Source organism: Niallia sp. FSL R7-0648 (assembly GCF_038007005.1).
Lineage (GTDB): Bacteria > Bacillota > Bacilli > Bacillales > Cytobacillaceae > Niallia > Niallia circulans.
Map to the genome: position 1 here is coordinate 1 of NZ_JBBOWE010000007.1, position 4,903 is coordinate 4,903.

A 4,903-nucleotide genomic window follows, 5' to 3' on the forward strand; every position below is an offset into this window, starting at 1 on the left:
CCGATAAACAGGCGTTTCCGCTTTTCATTTTAGTTAAGTCCTCGATCTATTAGTATCAGTCAGCTCCACATGTCGCCACGCTTCCACCTCTGACCTATCAACCTGATCATCTTTCAGGGATCTTACTAGCTTGCGCTATGGGAAATCTCATCTTGAGGGGGGCTTCATGCTTAGATGCTTTCAGCACTTATCCCTTCCGCACATAGCTACCCAGCGATGCCTTTGGCAAGACAACTGGTACACCAGCGGTGCGTCCATCCCGGTCCTCTCGTACTAAGGACAGCTCCTCTCAAATTTCCTACGCCCACGACGGATAGGGACCGAACTGTCTCACGACGTTCTGAACCCAGCTCGCGTACCGCTTTAATGGGCGAACAGCCCAACCCTTGGGACCGACTACAGCCCCAGGATGCGATGAGCCGACATCGAGGTGCCAAACCTCCCCGTCGATGTGGACTCTTGGGGGAGATAAGCCTGTTATCCCCGGGGTAGCTTTTATCCGTTGAGCGATGGCCCTTCCATGCGGAACCACCGGATCACTAAGCCCGACTTTCGTCCCTGCTCGACTTGTAGGTCTCGCAGTCAAGCTCCCTTGTGCCTTTACACTCTACGAATGATTTCCAACCATTCTGAGGGAACCTTTGGGCGCCTCCGTTACTTTTTAGGAGGCGACCGCCCCAGTCAAACTGCCCACCTGACACTGTCTCCCACCCCGATCAGGGGTGCGGGTTAGAATGTCAATACAGCCAGGGTAGTATCCCACCAATGCCTCCACCGAAGCTGGCGCTCCGGCTTCCAAGGCTCCTACCTATCCTGTACAAGCTGTACCAAAATTCAATATCAGGCTGCAGTAAAGCTCCACGGGGTCTTTCCGTCCTGTCGCGGGTAACCTGCATCTTCACAGGTACTATAATTTCACCGAGTCTCTCGTTGAGACAGTGCCCAGATCGTTACACCTTTCGTGCGGGTCGGAACTTACCCGACAAGGAATTTCGCTACCTTAGGACCGTTATAGTTACGGCCGCCGTTTACTGGGGCTTCAATTCAGAGCTTCGCACTAACGTGCTAACCCCTCCTCTTAACCTTCCAGCACCGGGCAGGTGTCAGCCCCTATACTTCGCCTTGCGGCTTCGCAGAGACCTGTGTTTTTGCTAAACAGTCGCCTGGGCCTATTCACTGCGGCTCTCGCAGGCTTGCACCCGCAAGAGCACCCCTTCTCCCGAAGTTACGGGGTCATTTTGCCGAGTTCCTTAACGAGAGTTCTCTCGCTCACCTTAGGATTCTCTCCTCGCCTACCTGTGTCGGTTTGCGGTACGGGCACCCTAAATCTCGCTAGAGGCTTTTCTTGGCAGTGTGGAATCAGGAACTTCGGTACTATATTTCCCTCGCCGTCACAGCTCCGCTTATGTGGTAATGGGATTTGCCTCATTACCAGCCTAACTGCTTGGACGTGCTAATCCAACAGCACGCTTACCCTATCCTCCTGCGTCCCCCCATTGCTCAAACGATTTAAAGGTGGTACAGGAATATCAACCTGTTGTCCATCGCCTACGCTTTTCAGCCTCGGCTTAGGTCCCGACTAACCCTGAGCGGACGAGCCTTCCTCAGGAAACCTTAGGCATTCGGTGGATGAGATTCTCACTCATCTTTCGCTACTCATACCGGCATTCTCACTTCTAAGCGCTCCACCAGTCCTTACGGTCTAGCTTCAACGCCCTTAGAACGCTCTCCTACCACTGACATCATAGATGTCAATCCACAGCTTCGGTGATACGTTTAGCCCCGGTACATTTTCGGCGCAGAGTCACTCGACCAGTGAGCTATTACGCACTCTTTAAATGGTGGCTGCTTCTAAGCCAACATCCTGGTTGTCTAAGCAACTCCACATCCTTTTCCACTTAACGTATACTTTGGGACCTTAGCTGGTGGTCTGGGCTGTTTCCCTCTTGACCACGGATCTTATCACTCGTAGTCTGACTCCCAAGAATAAGTATTTGGCATTCGGAGTTTGTCTGAATTCGGTAACCCGATGGGGGCCCCTAGTCCAAACAGTGCTCTACCTCCAATACTCTAAATCTTGAGGCTAGCCCTAAAGCTATTTCGGAGAGAACCAGCTATCTCCAAGTTCGATTGGAATTTCTCCGCTACCCACACCTCATCCCCGCACTTTTCAACGTGCGTGGGTTCGGGCCTCCATCCAGTGTTACCTGGACTTCACCCTGGACATGGGTAGATCACCTGGTTTCGGGTCTACAACCACATACTATTTCGCCCTATTCAGACTCGCTTTCGCTGCGGCTCCGTCTCTTCAACTTAACCTCGCATGTAATCGTAACTCGCCGGTTCATTCTACAAAAGGCACGCTATCACCCATAAATGGGCTCTAACTACTTGTAGGCACACGGTTTCAGGATCTATTTCACTCCCCTTCCGGGGTGCTTTTCACCTTTCCCTCACGGTACTGGTTCACTATCGGTCACTAGGGAGTATTTAGCCTTGGGAGATGGTCCTCCCTGCTTCCGACGGGATTTCTCGTGTCCCGCCGTACTCAGGATACACTCAAGAGGGAACGAAGTTTCGACTACAGGGTTTTTACCTTCTACGACTGACCTTTCCAGATCGATTCGTCTACCCCGTTCCTTTGTAACTCCATATAGAGTGTCCTACAACCCCAAGAGGCAAGCCTCTTGGTTTGGGCTAATCCCGTTTCGCTCGCCGCTACTCAGGGAATCGCGTTTGCTTTCTCTTCCTCCGGGTACTTAGATGTTTCAGTTCCCCGGGTCTGCCTTCAGTACCCTATGTATTCAGGTAAAGATTCTATCCCATTACGGATAGAGGGTTTCCCCATTCGGAAATCTCTGGATCAAAGCTTACTTACAGCTCCCCAAAGCATATCGGTGTTAATCCCGTCCTTCATCGGCTCCTAGTGCCAAGGCATCCACCGTGCGCCCTTTCTAACTTAACTTAGTTTCGACCAAAGATAAGCGGCGTATCTCTTCGTCAGCTTCTTCACTCTGCTCCTCACGTACTTTCGTACGCTCCGGTGCTCGTTCGGTCGCTTCCTTGACCTACTTGCTTCTCTTTGCTCTCCAATCTTTGAAGGAGTATTCGTTTAATACGACTACTTTCCAAAGAAGTAATTCTCTAAAATAGAGAATCTAAGATGGCGATTACTCGGTTTCTTTCTTGGTTCTTACTTTTCATAATCTAGTTTTCAAGGAACAATCAGGCTTATTCAGCCTATCATTTTGAGGAATTGCTCCCTCAAAACTGAACAATCAAATCGTCAACAATCTTTGATGGAATGTAAATTCCATTTTCCTTAGAAAGGAGGTGATCCAGCCGCACCTTCCGATACGGCTACCTTGTTACGACTTCACCCCAATCATCTATCCCACCTTAGGCGGCTGGCTCCAAAAGGTTACCCCACCGACTTCGGGTGTTACAAACTCTCGTGGTGTGACGGGCGGTGTGTACAAGGCCCGGGAACGTATTCACCGCGGCATGCTGATCCGCGATTACTAGCGATTCCAGCTTCATGTAGGCGAGTTGCAGCCTACAATCCGAACTGAGAATGGTTTTATGGGATTTGCTCGACCTCGCGGTTTTGCTGCCCTTTGTACCATCCATTGTAGCACGTGTGTAGCCCAGGTCATAAGGGGCATGATGATTTGACGTCATCCCCACCTTCCTCCGGTTTGTCACCGGCAGTCACCTTAGAGTGCCCAACTGAATGCTGGCAACTAAGATCAAGGGTTGCGCTCGTTGCGGGACTTAACCCAACATCTCACGACACGAGCTGACGACAACCATGCACCACCTGTCACTCTGTCCCCCGAAGGGGAACGTCCTATCTCTAGGAGTGTCAGAGGATGTCAAGACCTGGTAAGGTTCTTCGCGTTGCTTCGAATTAAACCACATGCTCCACCGCTTGTGCGGGCCCCCGTCAATTCCTTTGAGTTTCAGCCTTGCGGCCGTACTCCCCAGGCGGAGTGCTTAATGCGTTTGCTGCAGCACTAAAGGGCGGAAACCCTCTAACACTTAGCACTCATCGTTTACGGCGTGGACTACCAGGGTATCTAATCCTGTTTGCTCCCCACGCTTTCGCGCCTCAGCGTCAGTTACAGACCAAAGAGTCGCCTTCGCCACTGGTGTTCCTCCACATCTCTACGCATTTCACCGCTACACGTGGAATTCCACTCTTCTCTTCTGCACTCAAGTCCCCCAGTTTCCAATGACCCTCCACGGTTGAGCCGTGGGCTTTCACATCAGACTTAAAGGACCGCCTGCGCGCGCTTTACGCCCAATAATTCCGGACAACGCTTGCCACCTACGTATTACCGCGGCTGCTGGCACGTAGTTAGCCGTGGCTTTCTGGTTAGGTACCGTCAAGGTACAAGCAGTTACTCTTGTACTTGTTCTTCCCTAACAACAGAGTTTTACGATCCGAAAACCTTCATCACTCACGCGGCGTTGCTCCGTCAGACTTTCGTCCATTGCGGAAGATTCCCTACTGCTGCCTCCCGTAGGAGTCTGGGCCGTGTCTCAGTCCCAGTGTGGCCGATCACCCTCTCAGGTCGGCTACGCATCGTCGCCTTGGTGAGCCGTTACCTCACCAACTAGCTAATGCGCCGCGGGCCCATCTGTAAGTGACAGCGTAAACCGTCTTTCAGCTTTTCCTCATGAGAGGAAAAGGATTATCCGGTATTAGCTCCGGTTTCCCGAAGTTATCCCAGTCTTACAGGCAGGTTGCCCACGTGTTACTCACCCGTCCGCCGCTAACTTTAAAAGCAAGCTTTTAAAGTCCGCTCGACTTGCATGTATTAGGCACGCCGCCAGCGTTCGTCCTGAGCCAGGATCAAACTCTCCAATAAAGAGTTGATTAGCTCATTGCTAAACTCTA

General features: G+C 51.6%; 2 rRNA genes. Both read right to left on the reverse strand.

Annotated features, from left to right (window positions below):
* Positions 1 to 29: 29 nt before the first annotated feature.
* Positions 30 to 2,965, reverse strand: a 23S ribosomal RNA gene (locus tag NSQ89_RS25265).
* A 361-nt stretch (positions 2,966 to 3,326) separates the two neighbouring features.
* A 16S ribosomal RNA gene (locus NSQ89_RS25270) occupies positions 3,327 to 4,874 on the reverse strand.
* The 16S and 23S rRNA genes sit together here, the layout of an rRNA operon.
* Positions 4,875 to 4,903: the final 29 nt, after the last annotated feature.